The organism is Pseudoalteromonas sp. ATL1 (assembly GCF_058933015.1).
In genome coordinates this window covers 968,016-986,231 of sequence record NZ_JBZYXL010000001.1, presented here as the reverse complement: position 1 = coordinate 986,231, position 18,216 = coordinate 968,016, and the positions used below count along the sequence as shown (strand labels likewise).

19 protein-coding genes and 1 tRNA gene are annotated in these 18,216 nt (G+C 42.7%); 9 read left to right on the top strand and 11 right to left on the bottom strand.

What is annotated here, in order from left to right:
* Positions 1-119 precede the first annotated feature (119 nt).
* The 3 genes from groL to AC5FX4_RS04340 form a co-directional block, all read right to left on the bottom strand.
* On the bottom strand, positions 120-1,766 hold the full coding sequence (gene groL / locus AC5FX4_RS04350; RefSeq protein ID WP_493605264.1) for a chaperonin GroEL: 1,647 nt from the start codon (positions 1,764-1,766) through the stop codon (positions 120-122).
* A 49-nt stretch (positions 1,767-1,815) separates the two neighbouring features.
* Positions 1,816-2,103: a co-chaperone GroES gene (locus AC5FX4_RS04345; RefSeq protein ID WP_070986334.1), complete on the bottom strand. Its 288-nt coding sequence runs from the start codon at positions 2,101-2,103 to the stop codon at positions 1,816-1,818.
* Between the two features lie 114 nt (positions 2,104-2,217).
* On the bottom strand, positions 2,218-2,721 hold the full coding sequence (locus AC5FX4_RS04340) for an FxsA family protein (protein WP_493605263.1): 504 nt from the start codon (positions 2,719-2,721) through the stop codon (positions 2,218-2,220).
* 172 nt (positions 2,722-2,893) lie between these two features.
* Here AC5FX4_RS04340 and cutA point away from each other — a divergent pair, with 172 nt between their 5' ends.
* From cutA to AC5FX4_RS04310, 6 genes are all read left to right on the top strand, one after another.
* On the top strand, positions 2,894-3,214 hold the full coding sequence (gene cutA / locus AC5FX4_RS04335) for a divalent-cation tolerance protein CutA (protein WP_493605262.1): 321 nt from the start codon (positions 2,894-2,896) through the stop codon (positions 3,212-3,214).
* A complete protein-coding gene (locus AC5FX4_RS04330; protein WP_493605261.1) occupies positions 3,214-4,998 on the top strand; it encodes a protein-disulfide reductase DsbD in 1,785 nt (594 codons plus the stop codon). The genes cutA and AC5FX4_RS04330 overlap by 1 nt, the downstream gene beginning before the upstream one ends.
* Positions 4,999-5,201: 203 nt before the next feature.
* The gene (gene aroQ / locus AC5FX4_RS04325; protein WP_493605260.1) at positions 5,202-5,654 is read left to right on the top strand and encodes a type II 3-dehydroquinate dehydratase; all 453 of its coding nucleotides are present in this window, start codon (positions 5,202-5,204) and stop codon (positions 5,652-5,654) included.
* Between the two features lie 29 nt (positions 5,655-5,683).
* On the top strand, positions 5,684-6,139 hold the full coding sequence (accB, locus tag AC5FX4_RS04320; RefSeq protein ID WP_493605259.1) for an acetyl-CoA carboxylase biotin carboxyl carrier protein: 456 nt from the start codon (positions 5,684-5,686) through the stop codon (positions 6,137-6,139).
* Between the two features lie 23 nt (positions 6,140-6,162).
* Positions 6,163-7,503, top strand: coding sequence for an acetyl-CoA carboxylase biotin carboxylase subunit (gene accC, locus AC5FX4_RS04315; protein ID WP_493605258.1), 1,341 nt, complete (start codon positions 6,163-6,165; stop codon positions 7,501-7,503).
* A 234-nt stretch (positions 7,504-7,737) separates the two neighbouring features.
* A tRNA-Ile gene (locus AC5FX4_RS04310) sits at positions 7,738-7,814 on the top strand.
* 208 nt (positions 7,815-8,022) lie between these two features.
* On the opposite strand, the gene AC5FX4_RS04305 is transcribed toward AC5FX4_RS04310, so the two are convergent.
* Positions 8,023-8,175, bottom strand: coding sequence for a hypothetical protein (locus tag AC5FX4_RS04305; RefSeq protein WP_493605257.1), 153 nt, complete (start codon positions 8,173-8,175; stop codon positions 8,023-8,025).
* A 105-nt stretch (positions 8,176-8,280) separates the two neighbouring features.
* Positions 8,281-9,342, bottom strand: coding sequence for a DUF6765 family protein (locus AC5FX4_RS04300; protein WP_493605256.1), 1,062 nt, complete (start codon positions 9,340-9,342; stop codon positions 8,281-8,283).
* A gap of 248 nt (positions 9,343-9,590) precedes the next feature.
* On the opposite strand from AC5FX4_RS04300, the gene AC5FX4_RS04295 reads away from it, so the two are divergent.
* The 3 genes from AC5FX4_RS04295 to AC5FX4_RS04285 all read left to right on the top strand — a co-directional run bounded on the left by AC5FX4_RS04295 (position 9,591) and on the right by AC5FX4_RS04285 (position 13,116).
* A complete protein-coding gene (locus AC5FX4_RS04295) occupies positions 9,591-12,029 on the top strand; it encodes an EAL domain-containing protein (RefSeq protein WP_493605255.1) in 2,439 nt (812 codons plus the stop codon).
* A gap of 113 nt (positions 12,030-12,142) precedes the next feature.
* Complete coding sequence (zur, locus tag AC5FX4_RS04290; protein WP_493605254.1) at positions 12,143-12,577, top strand: zinc uptake transcriptional repressor Zur; 435 nt, start codon at positions 12,143-12,145, stop codon at positions 12,575-12,577.
* A 71-nt stretch (positions 12,578-12,648) separates the two neighbouring features.
* The gene (locus AC5FX4_RS04285) at positions 12,649-13,116 is read left to right on the top strand and encodes a chemotaxis protein CheX (protein ID WP_493605253.1); all 468 of its coding nucleotides are present in this window, start codon (positions 12,649-12,651) and stop codon (positions 13,114-13,116) included.
* 28 nt (positions 13,117-13,144) lie between these two features.
* Here the strand turns inward: AC5FX4_RS04285 and AC5FX4_RS04280 are convergent, their stop codons facing one another.
* The 6 genes from AC5FX4_RS04280 to AC5FX4_RS04255 all read right to left on the bottom strand — a co-directional run bounded on the left by AC5FX4_RS04280 (position 13,145) and on the right by AC5FX4_RS04255 (position 18,186).
* The gene (locus AC5FX4_RS04280) at positions 13,145-13,570 is read right to left on the bottom strand and encodes a secondary thiamine-phosphate synthase enzyme YjbQ (RefSeq protein WP_493605252.1); all 426 of its coding nucleotides are present in this window, start codon (positions 13,568-13,570) and stop codon (positions 13,145-13,147) included.
* Positions 13,571-13,595: 25 nt separating this feature from the next.
* Complete coding sequence (gene alr, locus AC5FX4_RS04275) at positions 13,596-14,690, bottom strand: alanine racemase (protein ID WP_493605251.1); 1,095 nt, start codon at positions 14,688-14,690, stop codon at positions 13,596-13,598.
* 11 nt (positions 14,691-14,701) lie between these two features.
* Positions 14,702-16,081, bottom strand: coding sequence for a replicative DNA helicase (dnaB, locus tag AC5FX4_RS04270; protein ID WP_493605250.1), 1,380 nt, complete (start codon positions 16,079-16,081; stop codon positions 14,702-14,704).
* Between the two features lie 130 nt (positions 16,082-16,211).
* Positions 16,212-17,153, bottom strand: coding sequence for a DUF4097 family beta strand repeat-containing protein (locus AC5FX4_RS04265; RefSeq protein WP_493605249.1), 942 nt, complete (start codon positions 17,151-17,153; stop codon positions 16,212-16,214).
* A gap of 9 nt (positions 17,154-17,162) precedes the next feature.
* Positions 17,163-17,633 (bottom strand): hypothetical protein, encoded by a 471-nt coding sequence (locus tag AC5FX4_RS04260; protein ID WP_493607770.1) that lies wholly within the window; start codon positions 17,631-17,633, stop codon positions 17,163-17,165.
* Positions 17,626-18,186: an RNA polymerase sigma factor gene (locus AC5FX4_RS04255; protein ID WP_493605248.1), complete on the bottom strand. Its 561-nt coding sequence runs from the start codon at positions 18,184-18,186 to the stop codon at positions 17,626-17,628. Before AC5FX4_RS04255 ends, AC5FX4_RS04260 begins: the two co-directional genes overlap by 8 nt.
* Positions 18,187-18,216 lie beyond the last annotated feature (30 nt).

Below are 18,216 nucleotides of genomic sequence, written 5' to 3'. Positions count from 1 at the left end.
TACCCCACTTTATACCCTAAAATGATGACGCTTTAGCAAATTACAGATACAAAAAAAACCCTAACATCAACATGCTAGGGTTTTTCTAAAGCGTTAAGTGCTTAGGAGGAGATGTTTATTTACATCATGCCGCCCATACCACCCATGCCGCCCATGCCGCCCATATCAGGTGCGCCTGCGTCGTCTTTAGGTAGTTCAGCAACCATTGCTTCCGTTGTGATCATAAGACCCGCTACTGATGCTGCAAACTGTAGTGCAGAGCGCGTTACTTTAGTTGGGTCAAGGATACCCATTTCGATCATGTCGTTGTATTCACCGTTTGCCGCGTTGTAACCGTAGTTACCTTCACCGTTTTTGATGTTGTTAACAACAACTGATGCTTCATCACCCGCGTTAGACACGATTTGACGAAGTGGTGCTTCCATCGCACGAAGTGCTACTTTAATACCGTGGTTTTGGTCTTCGTTGTCACCTTGTAGTTCAGCAAGCTTGCTAGCAACACGTACTAGTGCAACACCACCACCCGGTACAACGCCTTCTTCAACCGCTGCACGCGTCGCGTGCAGTGCATCTTCTACGCGGTCTTTTTTCTCTTTCATTTCTACTTCAGTGGCTGCGCCCACTTTAATTACTGCAACACCGCCAGCTAGTTTTGCCATGCGCTCTTGTAGTTTTTCTTTATCGTAGTCTGACGTTGCTTCTTCGATTTGTGCTTTGATCTGCATAACACGGCCGTCGATAGCCGCTTGCTCGCCAGCACCATCAATGATAGTTGTGTCGTCTTTAGTGATCACAACGCGCTTAGCCGTACCTAGGTCTTCAGCCGTTGCTTTTTCAAGCTCTAGACCAATCTCTTCAGAGATAACTGTACCACCCGTTAGGATTGCAATGTCTTGTAGCATGGCTTTGCGACGGTCGCCAAAACCAGGGGCTTTAACCGCAGCTACTTTCACGATACCACGCATGTTGTTAACTACTAATGTAGCTAGCGCTTCACCTTCAAGGTCTTCAGCGATGATAAGTAGTGGTTTGCTGGTTTTTGCGACCGCTTCTAACGTAGGCAGCAACTCACGGATATTAGAGATTTTCTTATCTACTAATAGAATGTGTGGGTTGTCTAATTCAACCGCACCTTTTTCAGCGTTGTTGATGAAATAAGGTGATAGGTAACCACGGTCGAACTGCATACCTTCAACAACGTCAAGTTCGTTTTCTAGTGATTGACCTTCTTCAACAGTGATAACACCTGACTCACGGCCTACTTTTTCCATTGCGTTTGCAATGATGTCGCCGATTTCGCTGTCAGAGTTAGCTGAAATAGTACCAACCTGTGCAATTGCTTTAGTGTCAGCACAAGGCACTGACAATGCTTTAAGCTCAGTTACCGCTGCAACCACTGCTTTGTCGATACCACGCTTAAGGTCCATTGGGTTCATACCCGCAGCAACCGCTTTTAAGCCTTCATTAACGATAGCTTGTGCAAGTACTGTTGCTGTAGTTGTACCGTCACCCGCTGCATCATTTGCTTTAGACGCTACTTCTTTAACCATTTGTGCGCCCATGTTTTCAAACTTGTCTTCAAGTTCGATTTCTTTCGCTACAGATACACCATCTTTGGTGATCACTGGTGCGCCAAATGATTTGTCTAAAACAACGTTACGGCCTTTAGGACCAAGCGTTACACGTACTGCATTTGCTAAAATGTTTACGCCCGCAAGCATTTTTGTACGAGCATCGTTTGCAAATAAAACTTCTTTTGCTGCCATGATTAAAATTCCTATTAAATTTGGTTAGTTTGAAAAGTGAAAAGTAGGATTAGCCTACAATGCCCAAAATGTTATCTTCGCGCATGATCAGGTACTCTTGACCTTCGATCTTTTCAGTTTTTTCAACGTAAGAGCCAAATAGCACTGTGTCGCCGGCTTTTACTTCAAGCGCTCTTACTTCACCGTTGTCTAGCACGCGGCCATTACCTACAGCGATAACTTCACCACGAGTTGACTTTTCTGCCGCAGAGCCAGTTAATACAATACCGCCAGCAGATTTTGTTTCTTCTTCAAGACGCTTGATGATTACGCGATCATGTAAAGGACGAATGTTCATTTGTTATGTTCTCCTAACAGTTTCTGAACGACTACAGAAAAATACTTATAAATTCAGTTGCCATCATTTATGGGGATGGCACTTTTAAAACCCAAGTAAAAAAGTGAAAATTTTTTAATCTTTTCGCTCAAATTCACCTTCAATGGTGCTTGAGGATGACGGTCGGCTATTTTCACGATGCACATCGCGCGATTCAAATTGTTCAAACGTATGATGCGAGCTTTTAAATGTACTGTGCTGCTGGTGCATATTTGACTGCATTTTTACCGTCACTTGGCTGATAAGCAGCTTGGCTAAACGAGCACGAATAGCGGGCGTTAGTAACATAAAACCTAAGGCGTCAGTCATGATCCCAGGTGTCATTAACATCACACCAGCAATCACCACACATAAACCCGAAAATAATTCACTGGCTGGCATTTGCCCCTGCGCCATTTGCCCTTGTACATTGGTGTAAGCACTTAAGCCTTGTTGTTTCACCAGTTTTGCACCTAGCACTGCGGTTAAGACTACCAACGCAATGGTTGCGAACCCACCAATTATATCGCTGACTTGAATAAGCAGTGCGATCTCAATAATGGGCACCACAATGAACAGTACAAATAAGATTCGAAACATAATTTCTCCTAATTTAATGAAACTTAAATATGGGTCATTCGGTCTCATTTCAAGCTTGGCCAAGCTCATCTCCTATTTACTTTAAGTTTCTCTTTAATCTATAGACACTTGGGCTAAAAGAAGGTTTGGGCTACTATGGCAAAAGATTATTCACGAATGAATGGGATGAAGCATGACTCCTCAATACAAGTTAGTTTTGAGCACTTGTGAAAGCAAAGACGAAGCACAAAAGCTAGCAAAGCATTTAGTTAAGCAGAAGCTTGCTGCATGTATCAATATTTTGCCTGGCGTTGAGTCAATTTACCTTTGGCAAGATGAAGTTGTGCAACAAACCGAATTTAAGTTACTGATAAAAACAAAGTCAGACAAAATTAATAAAGTGATCCAAGAGATCAAGGAGCTGCACAGCTATGATGTGCCTGAAATACAGGTCATTGACATCTCGGGTGGCAATTTGGCTTACTTTAACTGGATGGATGAGGTACTCAATTAATGCGCGCGCTGCTGTTTATTTTTTCATTATTCTGGTTGTTGCCAGTTCACGCTAATAACGACATTCTCGATAGCCTGATAGCCCCAAAACAGACCCAGTTTTTACCTGTTAACGAGGCGTTTAAGTTCGACTTTGATCAGCAGGGCAATATTTTATTTACAGGCTGGGATATTGCGCCGGGTTATTACTTATATAAGAAAAAGCTCGAAATCATCGCCAAAAATGCCGACATAAAAGTACCAGAATACGCCAAAGGCAAAATGATAGAGGATGAGTTTTTTGGCCAGACTGAAGTGTATTTCAATTCATTTTCAGTCGTCTCTAAGCTGAGTAACATTGGTAACGATGCCGTGGTAAAGATACGCTATCAAGGCTGTGCTGAAGCGGGCTTATGTTATCCACCTGAGGTTGTCACTATCCCCCTAAGCCCCTTAGCCATGGTCGATGATACACAGAGCGCGTCGATGAAAGCAAAGCCTGTATCATCAAATAAAATAGATGAACCCAGTTCCTCGCTTTCATTTACTGAGCAACTCGCTCAACAAAGTTTGCTAACCAACTTAGCAATCTTCTTTGTGGTGGGTATTGGGCTAGCATTTACCCCTTGTGTATTCCCTATGTTTCCTATCTTGTCGAGTTTGATAGCGGGCCAACAAGGACTATCTACAAAAAAAGCGTTTAGTTTATCTTTCGTTTACGTACAAGGGATGGCGGTTACCTATGCATTGCTGGGTTTAGTCGTTGCAGCATTAGGAGGGCAAGTTCAAGGTTATATCCAACACCCCGCTGTGCTTATCAGCTTTAGTTTACTGTTTGTACTACTCGCTATGTCGATGTTTGGTTGGTATGAGATCAAACTCCCCAGCGGCATGATGAATCGCCTAACCGCTATGAGCAATCAGCAAAAAGGCGGCAATTATGTGGGTGTATTCGCAATGGGAGTCCTGTCTGGCTTAATCGCATCACCCTGTACCACCGCGCCACTGTCTGCCGCATTACTCTACGTCGCACAAACCGGCGATTATTTCATCGGTGGTATTACTTTATATGCGTTAAGTTTGGGCATGGGCTTACCATTACTATTACTTGGCACTTCTGGTGGTAAGTTATTACCCAAGGCCGGCCCTTGGATGGAGCAAGTTAAAACCTTATTTGGTTTTATCATGTTGGTAGTGCCGCTTATTTTACTAGAGCGTATTGTCGATTTTGATACTATTTTATGGTTAAGCTGTGCGTTGATGCTGGCAACTGCCCTGTACATTCACCACTGGCAAAGCCAGCAAGCCGCCAGCAAATTTAGAACCCTTCTGTGGGCTATCGCAAGTGCATTATTAGTGAGTTCGCTGATGTTGAGTAAACATCTCATTTGGCCTAATAAAACAATCAATATCAGCCAACAAGTGCAAGGTGAGAAAAAGTTTCAACTTGTTAATGGCCTCGATGAATTAGAAGCCGCCATTGAGCAAGCGAACGACAATGGCCAAATGGCCATTGTCGACCTTTATGCTGATTGGTGTGTTGCATGTAAAGAGTTTGAAAAATACACATTTTTTGAGCCAACGGTACAAAAGCAATTCCAGCACTTCTCGCTTTTAAAGTTAGATTTGACGCAAAATGATGAGAAAAGCATAGAAATCATGAAAAAGTTCAATGTTTTTGGTCTTCCCACCATGTTGTTCTTTGATAAACAAGGTAACGAGCTCACTGAACTCCGAATTACTGGTTTTATGGGCCCTACAGCCTTCACCGAACACTTAGAGAAAGTGCAAAAAGCAGTACAATAACACAAATTTTAACCATACCGGCCCAATGTGGCCGGTACCTCCCTTCTGATTAGACCAGTATTTTGCTGCTATTTACCCCGAAATATCTATAATACACAGCTAAAGTGAGAAAAAGTTGCTATTTTAACTTTAACAGCTTAAGTTAAGAGTCATCTTTTACAAAACAGACTGTTTGTTTTCTTATTTAAGGGATTTCGCGGATTATGAGTGCAAAGTTAAAGATTTTAGTCTTAAATGGTCCAAACCTTAATATGCTTGGACGCCGTGAGCCAGAAACGTACGGTACACAAACTTTGCCTGATTTGATCAGCGCTCTACATGAACAAGCAGCACAATTAGATGTCACTCTCTCTCATCTGCAAAGCAATAGCGAAGCAGAACTTATTGAAGCAATTCATGATGCTTGGCAACAAATCGATGCCATTATCATCAACCCTGCAGCCTTTACACATACCAGTGTTGCGCTGAGGGATGCTTTGCTAAGTGTAGATATACCTTTTTACGAAGTGCATCTCAGTAATGTGTATGCACGCGAGCCGTTTCGCCATAAGTCCTATTTTTCAGACGTGGCGCAAGGCGTGATATGCGGATTAGGGGCAATGGGCTATCAAGCAGCACTTAACGCTGCGCTCAGTCGGTTGCACAACAGAAAATAAAACAAATTTAGACTAACAGGCGGGTCATTATGGATATTCGCAAGATTAAAAAACTTATCGAATTAGTAGAAGAATCAGGTATTGCTGAACTAGAGATCACCGAAGGTGAAGAATCAGTACGTATCAATCGTTATAGCAATGCACCAATCGTTGCTCAACCACAGCAGTTTGCAGCAGCTCCGGCTCCAGTTGCAGCAGCTCCGGCTCCAGCGGCCGCCGCTGAAGCGCCTGCGGCTCCTACTGCACCAGCAGGTCACCAAGTACTTTCTCCAATGGTAGGTACATTCTACTCCGCTGCTTCACCAGAAGCGCCAGCTTACGTAGAAGTGGGTAAGTCTGTGAAAGTTGGCGACACATTATGTATCGTTGAAGCTATGAAAATGATGAACCAGATCGAAGCGGATAAAGCAGGTGTTATCAAAGCTATCTTAGTTGAAAATGGTGAGCCAGTAGAGTTCGACCAACCGCTATTCATCATTGAATAATCACGCAATAGAAGGCAAATGCTATGTTAGACAAAGTAGTCATTGCGAACCGAGGTGAAATTGCACTTCGCGTATTGCGTGCCTGTAAGGAGCTTGGCATCAAGACAGTCGCAGTCCATTCGACTGCTGACCGTGATCTCAAGCACGTATTACTTGCAGACGAAACAATTTGTATCGGTAAACCAGCAGCTTCAGAAAGTTACTTGGATATTCCGCGTATTATCGCAGCAGCAGAAGTGACTGACGCCGTTGCAATTCACCCTGGATACGGTTTCTTATCTGAAAACGCAGACTTTGCTGATCAAGTAGAGCAAAGCGGTTTCATATTCATTGGCCCTAGAGGCGACACTATTCGCTTAATGGGTGACAAAGTTTCTGCTATCGAAGCAATGCGTAAAGCTGGCGTACCATGTGTACCGGGTTCAGACGGCCCACTCACAGATGATAAAGAGCGTAATGTTCAAATCGCCAAACGCATCGGCTACCCTGTGATCATTAAAGCTGCCGGTGGCGGTGGTGGTCGTGGTATGCGTGTAGTTCGCAGCGAAGCTGAACTGGTAGATTCAATCGCATTAACGCAACAAGAAGCAAAGCAGTTCTTTGGTAATGGCATGGTTTACATGGAAAAATTCCTAGAAAACCCACGTCACATTGAAGTACAAGTACTTGCTGACGGCCAAGGTAACGCCATTCATCTAGGTGAGCGTGACTGTTCAATGCAACGTCGCCATCAAAAAGTAGTTGAAGAAGCGCCAGCACCTGGTATCACAGCAGAAATGCGTAAGTTCATCGGTGATCGCTGTACGCGTGCATGTATCGAGATCGGATATCGCGGTGCAGGTACATTTGAGTTCTTATATGAAAATGGTGAATTCTACTTCATTGAGATGAACACCCGTATTCAGGTTGAACACCCTGTAACAGAAATGGTTACTGGTGTAGACCTAATCAAAGAACAGTTAAAAATTGCTGCCGGCCAGCCTCTGTCTATTACACAAGATGACGTTGTGATCCGTGGCCATGCAATTGAGTGTCGTATCAATGCCGAAGATCCTGATACCTTCATTCCATCACCGGGTAAAATCACGCGATTCCACCCTGCTGGCGGTTTAGGTATTCGTTGGGATAGTCACATTTATGCAGACTACTCTGTACCACCGCATTATGACTCAATGATCGGTAAATTGATCACCTACGGTGAAAACCGTGATGTGGCGATTGCCCGCGCTCGCAATGCGTTAAATGAGCTTGTTATTGACGGTATCAAAACAAACACTCCGCTACATAAAAAGATCCTTGCGGATGAGAATTTCAAAAATGGTGGTACAAACATCCACTATTTAGAGAAAAAACTAGGTTTGTAACCATTCTCTCAAGAAAGCCGACAGTTGTCGGCTTTCTTTATTCCCATAATAAAAACAACTAAAATTGTTATATCTAGGGATATGTAATTGACGCAAATTTAACCATTTGATTTACAGATAGTTAAATTTATAGAATTTGCTAGTGACAAGGCTTTTAAAAGTTTTTATACTGCTTCCCGCTTACTGACACAAAGTAAGTAAACACTTAACATTCACAACCGTGATGTTTAAAATGGCCCCTTAGCTCAGTTGGTTAGAGCACACGACTCATAATCGTTAGGTCCCCAGTTCAAGTCTGGGAGGGGCCACCATTTTAAGTCCCCCCTACCCTGTACAATCAATCTTCCTTGTATAATTCGTGTCATAAATACTTTTTGAACCAATTAACCAATTCTTTATTGGCTTCTTCTTTGTGTTTTGTCAGCCTGTAGTTGTCATTGGGATATAGCACCAGTTTATATGGGATATTATGTTTGGCTCGTACTTCAACAAAATGTTTAACCGACACACACTTATCGTTTAGGCCATCCGCTGACGCCATGAATCGTAGTCAGCAAACACAAATCCAAAGCAATAGGTTTGGTTTTTTACTTGCTCATGCTCAATTAAATTAGCGGCTTGAGTTAAGGGGGAGAGTGATATGAGAGATAAAAGTAGTACATACTTGTTCACAGTAATGCCTTCTAAATCATTCCTTGTATAGGACCAACTTTAAATCCTTGTATGCACCAATACAATCAATAAGTGGCCTTGTATACAACAAGGCCACTTTCACTTTTACGCAACACAAATACCGTAGCGCGGTAAAATGACATCAATGATAGTTAGGCGGTGTTGTTTCGCCGCATCATGAAAAAGCTTCCAATCGGATGATAAAAACGACTGAGTAAATACATACTCATCTTCGTCACCGAGATGAAGTTCAGTGCCCAGCGCTGCGTGTTTCCATGAACCTTTGCCTTTTGCAATATATGATAACTGATAATCGCCTACACCAAATTCATCTCTTGCGATGGCTTCTAACCAGAGTGCTAGGCGCTCCTCTTCGCAGTCCATACCAAAATCACTAAAACAAACACTGATTTTTTCTTTGAGACTATCACTCAACCCCTGCTGGGGCTTACCAAGATATAATTGATAAACCTTACACAATTCGTCCGCGGCTTCTAAGAAATCAATCGGGTTATTTCGCTCAACTTGTTCACCTAATCCATTGATATAACTCCAATGTTGATGTGGTAAATCAGGATTAGACAAAGCTTGTCCATGCCCCAAGCTAGGTAAATCATCTTGGAGGATGTTCTTAAAGTAGTTAGCTACTTTTTCAGTCCAATGTGCATCGATATGACCATTGTGATCTTTGATATCTCGGACATTGTTGATTTCGTGGTTTACGCCTGCAAATCCTTGATGACCCCAAGTATCAATGAACACGTGTGATGTGATACCCAGAAGGTGTAGTGCATAAGGCCTATGTTTTTCAGCAATGCACTCATTCACCATATCTTTGGCTACGAATGAGTTAGGCTTGCAAACTAGCTTATGAATAAAGCGCCCGGATGGGTTACTGCCCGCTGGCAAACCAGCATTACCAGGTAAAAAGTGAAATGGCACCCAAACTTGTCTATTTTTGAGGCTCTGCAAATTTCTGTAGTCCAGCATTTTGTGGGCGGTTGTAATGCGTTCATAGGCAGCGCCATTATCGAATCGAATCAACCCTTCATTGGTTGCGTCATCAACATACTGAGCAGCATGTGCAATGGTTTGAGCTTGCTCGTTCGTAAACCCAGCTGCTTTGGCAACAACCCAAGTCATACCAAAGTGGAGATCTATTTGCATGAATAGTCCTTATCTAAACTTATGCGAATGCTATCTATTAAAATCAATAGATGGTGTTGAATTGCAATATTATCTCTATGAACCGTTGAGTTTAAAAGGACATTACCAAGAGTTTGCAGCGCCTTTTAAACACTATAAGTACATTTCTCCATTCTAGACTAGACTTAGCAGAGCATAACTCTCTCTTTACAGCGTTTGGTTATGTCGGTGTCTGTTGTATATTTACTCAGAGCAATGAGCCTAGCACTATGAAAGTTTTATACTCAATTAACATCAAGCTTTGGCTTAGCGTACTCGCTGCGCTGGTGCTCGTGCTTTTTTCAGTCATTATCACTTTACATACTTATTATGCTCAGTTAGGGACATTACTTGACAGTAGCAGAGCCGCATTAAAGCGTGAGCTGCCCTCATTAACAGTCGAAATAGAGCAAGAAATAGAAGCCAACCGACTCGACAACGTTCAACTGGCCATTAATACTAAAATGAACAGTGGCAACTACCAAAACTTGTCTGTCATCGCACCAAACGGTCATATCATTGCGGGCGCTTTTCCTGAACAAATTTCACTTCACTATACACAAATAGATAGGCATATCACCGAAAGTACAATTCAACGCATTGTGGCATCAAAGCAAACTTTCATTGATTACGACGAGATAGTGCATAGTTACTATGCTTATGCACCATTGCAGAGCGAGCAAAATAATTTAGGTGTATTATTCACCAAATATAACGTTCACCCAGAAATACAAAACCTGATAGATGCCACATTAACCAGAAGCGCGATCGTTGCGCTGCTGATCATGTTGCTACTCACTTTTATTGCATTATTCGCATATGTTTTTCTTCATAAGCCAATACAGCAACTGATTTTTGTTGGGCAAAAGCTACAGAATCTTGAATTCGATCATAGGGTAAACATCAAAGGCAATGGAGAGTTGAAAATGCTTGCTGACAGTTTCAACAGCATGGCCGACAACCTCCAAGAAAAGGTCGCTGCGCAAAAAGCGGCGGAACAATATGCACTGGCTAAACACAATTTACTAGAAAGCATATTTGAAGCGTTACCCGACCTATTTTTTGTTGTGGATGCTCAAGACAACATCATCGAGTTCCACAGTGGTAATCATGCAGATTTATATGTTCGTGAAAATCAGCTCGTTGGTAATAATTTGCCAGGGCTATTGCCTAGAGACATCGCAAAGCGCTTTAAATATGCCATCGCTGAAGCGCGCAAAAATAAATCTCTCTCACATATAGAGTATCCATTGCCAATCAATGGTCAGACTAAATTTTTTGAAGCGAGACTCTCAATGATGCCCTTGTCTGAAAACATTGTCATTGTGGTCAGAGATATCACCCATAGAAAGCAACAAGAAGACATGATTTTTCACCATGCCTTTTTTGACGCACTGACCAACTTACCCAATCGATTCTTAGTCATGGAGCGCCTGACTCAGCATATAAAAGAAGCCACTCGCAACAATTCAAACATCGCGGTGATGTTTATTGATCTCGATGATTTTAAAAAGGTGAATGATTCTCTTGGGCATGATGCAGGTGACAAATTACTGATCGCGTGTGCCAAAAGATTACAAACACTGCTACGGTTAGAAGACACTGTTGGCCGTCTCGGTGGTGATGAATTTGTTGTGCTTTTGGGCAACATCCATAATTTAGAAGACGTCGAGCCCATTGCGGCCAACTTGGTACGAAAATTTCGTACACCGCTGAAAATAGATAATCGCGAATTTCGCATTTCTTTGAGCCTAGGTGTTGCGCTATACCCACTTGATGGCACCACGCCAGGTGAACTATTACGCAAAGCTGACTCGGCCATGTACCACTCTAAACAACAGGGTCGTAACACCCATTCATTCTTTACAGAACAGATGGGCCAAGACTTATCTCGACGACTTGAATTAGAAGAGCAACTTAGAAAAGCATTATGTCAAAATGAATTTGAAGTTTACTATCAACCCCAGTTTTGCTTAGAAACGAATGAGCTTATTGGCGCTGAAGCACTGCTCAGGTGGCATAATAGTGAATTGGGATTTGTGCCGCCAGACGAATTTATTCCCCTTGCCGAAAGCACTGGAGAGATCATTGAGATAGGTAAATTTGTGCTTCAAACTGCCACACAACAAGCGAGAAAGTGGCACACTTTATTAGACAAACCTTTCAAAATAGCGGTGAACCTATCGCCTAGGCAATTTAAGGATCACAATCTCATTAATGATATTGAAAAGTATCTAGAACAATCAAATATTCCGGCTTCATTACTGGAACTAGAAATTACAGAAGGTGTTTTGCTCTCGGGTGACGAAGATGTCAAGGATGCCCTAAATAATCTACATCAGCTCGGACTCGTGATATCGATGGATGATTTTGGTACGGGCTACTCCTCACTCAACTACTTACGACAATATCCTTTTGATATTTTAAAAATAGATCAGAGCTTTGTTAATGACCTCCTTACCAGTGGCGAAGCCAGCGAATTGGTTAATTCAATCATCACAATGTCGCACACGCTCGGCATCAAAGTGGTTGCAGAAGGCATAGAAACATTATCGCAGCTAAAGGTATTAGAAGGTTTCCGGTGCGACATTGGACAAGGCTATTTGCTTGGTAAGCCGATGCCATACCATGAATTTGAAAGCTGGGTAGGCATGGCCGACACGGGGTAAGTTAGGTATAAAAAAGCAGCCCAGATAATGCATTTTTATAATAACTTTCTTCGAATATAAGACTATTAAAAAGAATGTGTTAGTATTGCCTTGCAAGTGGAAGGGCAAGAACGATGAATGTAGAGCGATTGATTAACAAAGCAAAGTTAGTGTGTGAAAACCGAGGCGCACGATTTACGCCTATCCGAGAGAAAGTATTTCGCTTGATGGCCACGAAAAAAGGCGGTGTCGGTGCCTATGATTTACTTGAAGAGTTAAAAGTCACTGAGTCGGCAGCTAAACCTGCCACCATCTATAGAGCGTTAGATTTTTTATCCGAACTCGGTTTTATTCATAAAATTGAAAGCACTAACTCTTTCATGCTGTGCCACCACTTTGATCATATACACCCAGTTCAGCTACTGATCTGTGATAAGTGCGGCAATGTCGACGAGCTACATTCTGATGCTATTTCTCATGAATTAAATAACTTAGCTGCAGAGAAAGGCTTTACCGTGAGTGCACAAACGGTAGAAGCCCACGGTCAATGTGAAAAATGCAAAGAGTAAGTGCATCTCATGCGAAACCACACTACACTAAAATTCTGTCTCTAAAATAATATGGAGTTAAGGGAAGTCATATGAAAGTAGAGTTTATTAACCCCTTTTTGTCATCATTGATCAATGTATTGGCAACTATGGCGCAGACGGAATTAACGCCAGGAAAGCCTAAAATCAAAAAAGATGAAGTTGCTCAAGGGGATGTATCTGGCTTAATTGGTATGGTTGGGCCGCAAACAAAGGGCTCATTCTCTATCACTTTTGATGAAAGTCTTGCGCTGACTATCATGGAGCGAATGCTGGGTGAAAGACCTGATTCAATTAATGAAGAAGTAACTGATATGGTTGGTGAAATTACCAACATGGTTACGGGTGGTGCAAAAAATTTATTGGGTGAGAAAGGCTATGAGTTTGAAATGGCTACACCCATTGTCGTGTCTGGAAAAAACCACACCATTACACACAAATGCGATGGTGCAAAGATCATTATGCCATTTACGTCAGATGATGGTAACGCCAATATTGAAGTCAGCTTCGACAAGCTTTAAGGTTTTTTTCAATCGGAATAGCCATGAATTACATGGCTTCTCCCTGCATCGTAACAATGAGAGTTCGACTGCCAGCATGGTCACGATGTTCACACAAGTACAGTCCTTGCCATATCCCCCAATTCAATTGACCATTGGTAATTGGAATACTTTGGCTATTTCCGATCAACGTGGATTTAATATGTGCAGGCATATCATCCGGCCCTTCATAAGTATGAACATAGTAAGGCGCATTCTCAGGCGCTAACACGTTAAAATGACTTTCCATGTCCTGCCTGACTGAGGGATCGGCATTTTCGTTAATTGCTAATGAAGCTGACGTATGTTGAATGAAGATATGTAGCAAACCGACCCTAATCTCTCTGAGTTCCGGTAACTGCGTCAATAGCTCTTCCGTGATAAGGTGAAACCCTCTTTGCCGCTTTTTAAGTACAATCTTTTTCTGTAGCCACATATTTTCACTCAACTTGGATTAATGATTAACGCTTACTGCTCGCATTGAGATACTCATAACTCACCCGAGGCGTTACATTACACAATAACTCATAAGGTATGGTATCTGCATAGAGCGCAATTTCTTCCACAGGCAAATTTGGTCCCCACATTTCCACTTCATCACCCACTTGAACACCGGTATCATTGTCACCGATATCGACCGTGATCATATCCATGGACACACTGCCGACAATACCGAAACGTTGTCCTCGGATCATCACTGGTGTTCCCTGCTTTGCATGGCGGGGGTAACCATCACCATAACCCATAGCAACTACAGCAAGTTTGGTTGGTCTATCGCTTTGCCAACGCCCACCATACCCAACGGGTTCATTTGCCGGCAAATTCCGAATTGCGATTACGCGCGTTGTTAAACGCATTACAGCCTGTAAGCCATGTTCTTGACCTGTGGCATGTTGCATCGGTGAAACACCATAGAGCATTAAACCTGGGCGTATCCAGTCATTGTGGCTTTGTGGCCAACCGATAATGCCCGCAGAATTAGCTAAGCATAGAGATTCTGATTTGCCTTGAACCAAAGCCTTAAACTTATCAAGTTGATTCTGTGTTTTGTCATTCTGCGTATCATCGGCACAGGAAAAGTGCGTCATTAAATTCACATTATCTTTGACATTATGTGATGCTTTTAAGCGAGTATAAAAATGCTCAAATTGCTCCGGTTCAATGCCTAAACGATGCATTCCCGTATCAACCTTAAGCCAAGCAGCTATTGGTGCATCTAAGCTGGCACTTTCCAGCGCTTTCAATTGGTATTCGTTATGGATAACCGTTTGGAAATTATTCGCAAGCAAGATCGGAATGTCATCAGCGTTAAAAAAACCTTCCAATAACACGATAGGCTTGGTCAAGCCGCCCGCTCTAAGTGCCAGTGCTTCATCGATGCGCGCCACAGCAAATGCATCCACATTCTTCAGGTGCTGTGCAATAGTAACTAGACCATGACCATAGGCATTGGCCTTTAATACAGCCATGATCTGTGCGTTTGGAGCCAGCGTTTTTATGTGTTCCACATTATGTGTTAGTGCGCAAAGGTTAATTTCTGCCGCCGCCAACTTCATGTGCGACTCTCCTAGTATTCGTCGTCTACCGCAGGACCTGCGTAATTATCAAAACGAGAGTATTGCCCTTGGAATGTTAACCTAACCTTACCAATTGGGCCATTACGCTGCTTACCTATGATAATTTCTGCGACGCCTTTTTCTGGGCTATCTTCGTTGTATACCTCATCACGGTAAATAAACATGATTAAGTCGGCATCCTGCTCAATTGAGCCCGATTCACGTAAATCCGAGTTAACAGGGCGTTTATCGGCACGTTGCTCTAGCGTACGGTTGAGCTGTGACAGAGCGATAACTGGACACTGTAATTCTTTGGCAAGCGCTTTTAATGATCGCGAGATCTCCGCGATTTCTAACGTACGGTTGTCCGACAAACTGGGAACTCGCATCAACTGCAAATAATCCACCATGATCATACTGATCCCACCATGATCTCGGGCAATACGACGCGCTCTTGAGCGCACATCCGTTGGCGTCAAACCAGAGGCATCATCAATATACATTTTACCTTTGTCCATGAGCAGTCCCATGGTTGATGACAACCTTGCCCAATCATCATCGTCCAACTGACCAGTACGCACTTTGGTTTGGTTTATTCGCCCAAGTGATGCCAGCATCCTCATCATGATCTGCTCTGCGGGCATCTCCAGCGAGTATATTAAAACAGGCTTATCTTGTGTCATGGCCGCATGTTCTGCCAAGTTCATCGCAAACGTGGTTTTACCCATCGAAGGACGTGCAGCAACAATGATCAGATCTGATGGCTGCAGACCCGCTGTCATTTTATCTAGATCCGCATACCCAGAGCTAACACCCGTTACACCATCTTGTGGAGACTGATATAGTTCTTCAATTTTATCGACCGTTTTTTCTAAAATGCTATGAATGCTTTGCGGGCCTTCCGTGCTCTTAGTACGTTGCTCTGCAATTTTAAATACTTTACTTTCGGCTAAATCAAGGAGCTCATGACTATCTCTCCCTTCAGGGTTAAAACCAGCCTCAGCGATTTCATTGGCCACGCCAATCATTTCACGTATAACGGCACGCTCACGTACAATGTTTGCATATGCGTCAATATTCGCAGCACTTGGGGTATTTTTGGCGATCTCAGCTAAGTAAGCAAAACCGCCCACATTCGCCAATTGATTATTCTTTTCTAAGTTTTCAGAGATGGTGATCAAATCAATGGGATTACCCATTTCCACCAATTTCTCCATCGCTTCAAAAATAAGCTTATGCGTGCGAGTATAAAAATCGTGAGAAACAACCAGCTCTGCGACTCTGTCAAAAGCCTGATTGTCGAGCATCAAGCCGCCAAGTACGGATTGCTCGGCTTCTATCGAATGAGGAGGAACTTTTAGAGTATCAACTTGAAGATCTGATTTGGCCATAACACTGCATAATTTGAAAGTCAGAGGACTATTTTATCTGCTTAACCAATAAGTGCAACGCAATATGGGAATTGATGAGGTAAATGCGTTTGCATGCGGCTTTTAGATGAAAAGCCGCATGCAATCTTGATTAGTGTTTTTTAAGTTCAATATGGCCACTGACCGTGTCAATTTCGATATCAGCATTGCCATCTTTTAATACGAACTCTAATTCTCGTGATGGACCATACTTGGCTTTTTTCATCTTATCATCGCTTAGTTCATTGATAACATTACCACCAGCGTGCATATCAATATCGAACCTCGCTGAAATATTTTCAGGGAAATACAGCATGACATCACCGCTAACCGTATTCATATTGATATTGGCTTTATCGTTTAAGCTTTTAACATGTATTTCAATTTCACCATTGACGGTATTTAAGCGAAGATCTGAAAGCTGATTCATGCGCAAATCGACTTCACCATTGACGTTTTCTAAACGTATGTCTTGTGCGTTTGTGTCACTCTTGATGTCACCATTAACAGCATTAAATCTGATTTTACCATTTGAGTTTCTATCACTGATCCCACCATTCACGGTTTCATAGTGAATGGTGCCATTTAATCGCGCCCCTTCAATGTCACCATTTATCGTTTGTAAAGAGATCTTGCCCTCTAAATCAGATGCTTGAATATCACCTTTGACGGTCTTAATGCGGGTACCCGCAAGCAGTTTACTGGCGGTCACATCAACACTCACCCCTTCCAAATCCAATTCACTGGTTTTGGGCATGAAAATGGTCAGCTTTGAACCATCGCTAGAGTTTTTCCACCCTCGATATTGGTTGGGCATCTTCACAATAAATTCAGTCACTGAGCCTTCCGTTTTAAGCGTGTAACCTTTTGCTTTTTCATCCAGCGTACCCGTTACTTTGAAGCTGTCCTCATCCCAAGTTTTGATATCGATATAACCACGCTGGTTCTCTATTAAGATTTTTCCCTGCTTTGGCACAGAAATCTTCTCATCAATCTTTTCTGACGCAAACGTTACCAGTGGCAGTAACGCGAGTCCTACAAATAATGCTCTCATAATACTCTCCTAAATTTGTTGCCAACGAGGCTCATGCACCTTGTTAATTAAATCTAATTGTTGTTGATATACCTGAGCGAGCATTTTTAGTAACGCCGCATTATCAGGGTCATTCTTTAGCGCGGCTTTCACCGCTTGCTCTGCATCTTCAAGCTCTTGCAACTGCACTTGCCAATCGGCAATTAATGCTGGCTGCGCTTCATATTGAACGAGTAAACTTTGTTTTTGCTGCTCAAAAAAAGCACTCATGTTAGCCATGTTATTCACCTGTGGTTGCTTTATCACCACCTGCCAGGCGAGTAGGCCAGCCAATACGCAAGCTGCAATCCCCGTTACTTTTGGCCAGTAGGTTGGCTGTTGCACATTTTTATTTTGGGCAATCGCGCGTTCAATTCCCGGCCATAGCTCCCGACTCGGCGCAAGCTCTTTGGGCTGCTCTAATGATTCTTTCAAAAAGTGTTCAAAATCTGGCTTACTCATTTTCATACCACTCCTGCAAAAGCTGCCGCGCACGATGATATTGTGACTTACTCGACCCCACAGCCATATTTAACATTGTGCCAATTTCTTCATGCCGGTACCCTTCTACCGCATGTAAAACGAAAACTAAACGAGCTCTTTCCGGTAGCCTCACGATTAATTTATCTAGCCCATTAAGCCCTGCACACATGGCCGCAGACTGCTCATCCATGCCACTTTGCTCAAAACTCACCACTTTTTGTAACCAGTTTTTATGTTTACGCAGATAACTTATCGCGATGTTACTGGTCACACTATGTAGCCAAGTTGAAAACTGTGACTGGCCTTGAAATTGACCAATCTTATGCCATAGCTGTACAAACACTTCTTGGGTAACATCTTCGGCATACTCGTGAGATGCCAGCAATCGTAAGCACAGTCCGTACACTCTTTTTTCGTGTGTCACATACAATTGTTTAAATGCATCTTGGTCACCCGCTTGAATCCGACTGATCAATGCATCAATTGGCTGTGATTCTGTTTTTGGCAATGCCGGTTTGGCATCTACTAACATTGTTATGTTCCCTTTCTCTTGGTCGAGCTA